Below are 4540 nucleotides of genomic sequence, written 5' to 3' on the forward strand. Positions count from 1 at the left end.
GGGGATCGGGGGATGTCCCCCGATCGGGTTCGGGCGGAAGCCCGACCAGGGAAGCTCTCCTCCGATAACAAACCGCCCTATTTGACCGACGCCGTGAAATCGAACGCGTTGGTGAGGTCGTTGGCGGCGGCGTCGCGCGTCCCCAGCGGCTTCAGCCCGTGGCGGGTCTCGATCAGCTTCAGGATCGAGGTGGTGTCATAGGGGGTGTGATCGACAAAGCCGCGCTTGGCATAAGGCGAGATCACGATAGCCGGGATGCGGGTGCCCGGCCCCCAGCGGTCGGCCTTGGGGGGCGCGGCGTGATCCCAGAACCCGCCGTTTTCGTCATAGGTAACGATGATCGCGGTATCCTTCCACAGCGGGCTGGTGCGGATCGCTTCGATCAGCTTGCCCGCCTTGGCGTCACCGCTGGCGACATCGGCATAACCGGGATGCTGGTTTTCGTCGCCGACCGGCTTATAGAACACCACCCGTTCCAGGGTGCCATGCGACACCGCCTTGAACAGATCGGCTTCGTCCTTCAGATGCTCGGCCTTGGCCTTGGTCCCCTCGCCGGTGCTGGCGAAATAGACGAAGGGCTGGTGGTGGTACTGGAAGTTGCCTTCGTTACGCCCGGCCTGGGCGGCGGCATAGCCCCCGGAATACCACGCCCACGACACCTTTTTCTCGGTCAGGCGATCACCGATATTGGGCAAGGTCTGCGGCGGCAGGCGGCGGGCCAGATCGGTGGAAGTGGCGGGATAGGGCGGATAGAACGAAAAGGTCGTGTTAACGGCATAGCCGTCGGGGGTCACCGCCCCGTCCTTGACCAGATGCCCGTCAGTGTCGAGCTTGGCGCGGATCGCCTCTGGTGCATCCTTGAATTCAGGGGTGCAGGCGCAGATCAGCCAGAAATGGTTCAGGAACGATCCGCCGAACGCCGCCTGATAGAAATTGTCGGCCAGGGTGAATTCCTTGGCCAGCCGCCACATCAGCGTTCCCGACGTGTCGTAATAGCCCAGCACCAGCCCCCCGGCATCGGACCACGCCGCATATTTGTCATTGCGGCCACCATTGATCTGTTCCTGGTTCTGGTAGAAGCGGTGGACCAGATCGCGGTGCTTCTCGGTCAGCTTGACATACTGGCCGACATCGAACGGCCGATTGGCCAATTCGGCGGGGAAGCGGGGATCGGGCTGCTTGGTCTGCTCGTCCAGGATCGGCGGCAGCACAACATAGGGCTTGCCGCCGCGGTCGACCTGAACCGGGGCAGTTTTGGCCTGCTCCAGCCCATTGGCGCCGGGAAACAGCCCGAACAGATTGTCGAAACTGCGGTTTTCCAGATAGATCACCACGATGTGGTTGATCTTCTCCACCCCGGCCGGAGCGGCCTGGGCAGGAGCCGACGCGGCGAACAGCGCGGCGAAGGCAACAGTGGCGGCAAGAAATTTGGTCGTCATGGTGCTCCCCCCGGATAGACGGAGGAGTCATTTTACCCGGAAGACGCGATCACAACGATGAAGCTTCGATGATGAGAGTGATCCCTTCGCCGTCATCATGACGGCGAAGGGATCACGATCAGAGATCAGGGAACCAGACGGTTCCACCAGCCGCGCCGGGGCGGATTGACCGGCAGCGGAGCGGCAGTTTCTTCGGCGGCCGGAGCAACCGGAGCCGGAGCGGGGGCCGCCTCGACGACCGGAGCAGGCGCAGCCGGGGCCGGAGCCGAAACGACCTCGATCACCGGGGCCGGGACAGCCGCAACCGCCGCTTCGGCCACGGGGGCAACGTCGAACAACGGTGCCGGAACCGCTTCGAACAGCGGCGCGGACGTGGTTTCGGCTTCGGCCACCGCCTTCTTGCGCGGGGCACGGCGACGCTTCGGCTTTTCCGCCTCGGTCGCCGCAGCCGCCTCGGGAGCGGCATCGGCACCAGGCTCGGTTTCGGCCGCCGCCTTCTTGCGGGGAGCGCGACGACGCTTCGGCTTTTCCGCCGCCGGTTCCTCGGCGGTCAGAGCAGGCTCGGGCGGCGCGATAACGGGCAGATCGACCAGGACAGGCTCGGCCACCGGGGCGGCGACCGCTTCGACAACGACCGGGGCTTCGGGAGCCGCGATCTCGACCGGAGCAACCGCCGGAGCGACATCCGAGACATCCTCGGCAACCGGAGTGGACTCGTCCCCGGCAGCGGCGGCGGACTCTTCGCCCGCCTCGGCCTCGACACCCTCCGGCCCCATGTCCTCGCGCCGACGCCGACGCCGACCGCCACGACGACCGCGACGACGCTTGCGCGGCTGATCGCCGTCGCCCGCATCAAGACGGTTGGCGTCTTCGTCCTCGTCGGATTCGTCGCCATCGGCCTCGCCCTCGGCCCCGTCCTCGCCGGGTTCGTCATCGCTGACGGTGGACACCACGCCAGGAGCGGTCTCGACCGCGCCATCCTGCGGCGCATCGCCGGGCTTACGCTTGTTGCGGCGACGGCGACGGCGACGCTTGGCCCCGCTGGCATCGGTCTCGCCGTCCTCGGTGCGGGCCTCGGCCCCCGTGGCGGCGGTTTCCTTCTCGTCTTCCTCGTCCTCATCCTCGGCATCGTCGATTTCGACTTCGACAACGTCCTCGGCTTCCTCGGCCGAAATGCGGGCGGCCATGTTGTCGTCCATCGACACCACCGCGCGGGCCGGTTCGTCGGGGCGGAACTCGGCCTTGATCCGATCCATCCGGAACGCGGGCGGGATCAGGGTATCGTCACCCGACAGCAACACGGTGAATTCGTAGCGCGCCTCGATCAGGGCCAGGGCGTCGCGCTTCTGATTGAGGATGTAGAGCGCGATCGGGGTCGGCACATACATCGTCACTTCGGACGAACGGCGACGGATGCCCTCTTCCTCGATCGCGCGCAGCACATGGACCGCGGCGGATTCGACCGAGCGGACCAGACCAGTGCCACCGCAATGACGGCAGGGGGTGAAGGTGGTTTCCTGCAAGGACGGGCGCAGCCGCTGGCGCGACAGCTCAAGCAGGCCAAAGGCACTGATCTTGCCGACCTGGATGCGGGCACGATCGTTCTTCAACGCTTCCTTGACCCGGCGTTCGACCGCATGGTTGTTGCGGCTTTCTTCCATGTCGATGAAGTCGATGACGATCAGACCGGCGAGATCGCGCAGGCGCAACTGGCGCGCCACTTCGTCGGCGGCCTCCAGGTTGGTCTTGACCGCCGTCTCTTCGATATGGCGTTCGCGGGTGGCGCGACCGGAATTGACGTCGATCGCGACCAGGGCCTCGGTCTGCGAAATGACGATATAGCCGCCCGACTTCAGCTGGACCACCGGGCTGTGCATCGCATCGAGCTGGGTTTCCACCTGATAGCGGTGGAACAGCGGCATGATCGGGTCTTTGTAGGGCTGGACCTTCTTGGCATGGCTGGGAGTCAGCATGCGCATGTAATCCTTGGCGAGGCGATAGCCCTCGTCGCCGTCAACCAGCACTTCGTCGATGTCGCGGGAATACAGATCGCGGATCGAACGCTTGATCAGGCTGGCCTCTTCATAGACCAAAGCGGGCGCGGTCGAACTCAGGGTCAGTTCCCGCACGCTTTCCCACATCCGGATCAGATATTCGTAATCGCGACGGATCTCGGTCTTCGACCGCTCGGACCCGGCGGTGCGGATAATCACCGCCATTCCGTCCGGCACATCAATCTCGTTGGCGATCGCCTTCAGCCGACGCCGGTCGGTGGCGCTGACGATCTTGCGCGACACCCCGCCGCCGCGCGCGGTGTTCGGCATCAGGACGCAATAGCGGCCAGCCAGCGACAGATAGGTGGTCAGAGCCGCGCCCTTATTGCCGCGCTCTTCCTTCACCACCTGTACCAGCATGATCTGGCGGCGCTTGATGACTTCCTGAATTTTGTAATTGCGCAGCAGCTTGGCGCGACGGCGCTCGGACTCGGCATCGTCGTCGCCGCCGACGGTCTCGACCGCCTGCTGGCGCTCGGACTCGGCCGCATCGACGGTGGCGGCATCGGCGGCATCACCGGACTCGGGCGCGGCCGCGTCAGTGCCCTCGGCGGCCTCGGACAGTTCGGCACCGTCACCCTGGGGAGCCTCGTCGCGATCTGCGGCGGATTCGCGCATCACTTCGGCGCGCTGGGCCGCGATCAAAGCCTGACGGTCGGCAACCGGAATCTGGAAGTAATCCGGGTGGATTTCGCTGAAGGCCAGGAAGCCGTGACGGTTGCCGCCATATTCGACGAACGCCGCCTGAAGCGACGGTTCGACGCGAACGACCTTGGCGAGGTAGATATTCCCCTTCAGCTGACGCTTGGTGGAGGTTTCGACATCAAGCTCGTCGAGGCGAGTCCCATTCACCACGACGACCCGGGTCTCCTCCGGATGCGTGGCATCGATCAACATACGTTTGACCATTAAATCCATAACTCCGTGGCGCCGCTCGCGACGCATGGCGCGCGAGCAAGCTGCTGTCTGATCCGGCGAAGCCGGGGCGCCGCATGGGCGCGCGATCGGTCGTAATGCCGGCAAGACCTGCGACGGTGTCCACGATCT

At 65.1% G+C, this 4540-nt stretch carries 2 protein-coding genes; both read right to left on the bottom strand.

Annotated elements, in window-relative coordinates:
* Positions 1–77 precede the first annotated feature (77 nt).
* Positions 78–1439, bottom strand: a complete 1362-nt coding sequence (locus tag K678_RS16890; RefSeq protein WP_021133693.1) for an alkaline phosphatase family protein — start codon at positions 1437–1439, stop codon at positions 78–80.
* A gap of 125 nt (positions 1440–1564) precedes the next feature.
* Positions 1565–4402, bottom strand: coding sequence for an Rne/Rng family ribonuclease (locus K678_RS16895; protein ID WP_021133694.1), 2838 nt, complete (start codon positions 4400–4402; stop codon positions 1565–1567).
* Positions 4403–4540: the final 138 nt, after the last annotated feature.

It is taken from the genome of Magnetospirillum fulvum MGU-K5 (genome assembly GCF_000442515.1).
Classification (GTDB): domain Bacteria; phylum Pseudomonadota; class Alphaproteobacteria; order Rhodospirillales; family Magnetospirillaceae; genus Phaeospirillum; species Phaeospirillum fulvum_B.

What these genes read in the sequence shown, in the direction of transcription:
- K678_RS16890 (WP_021133693.1), bottom strand. Translation starts at nt 1,439, where the DNA reads ATGACGACCAAATTTCTTGCCGCCACTGTTGCCTTCGCCGCGCTGTTC.
- K678_RS16895 (WP_021133694.1), bottom strand. Translation starts at nt 4,402, where the DNA reads ATGGTCAAACGTATGTTGATCGATGCCACGCATCCGGAGGAGACCCGG.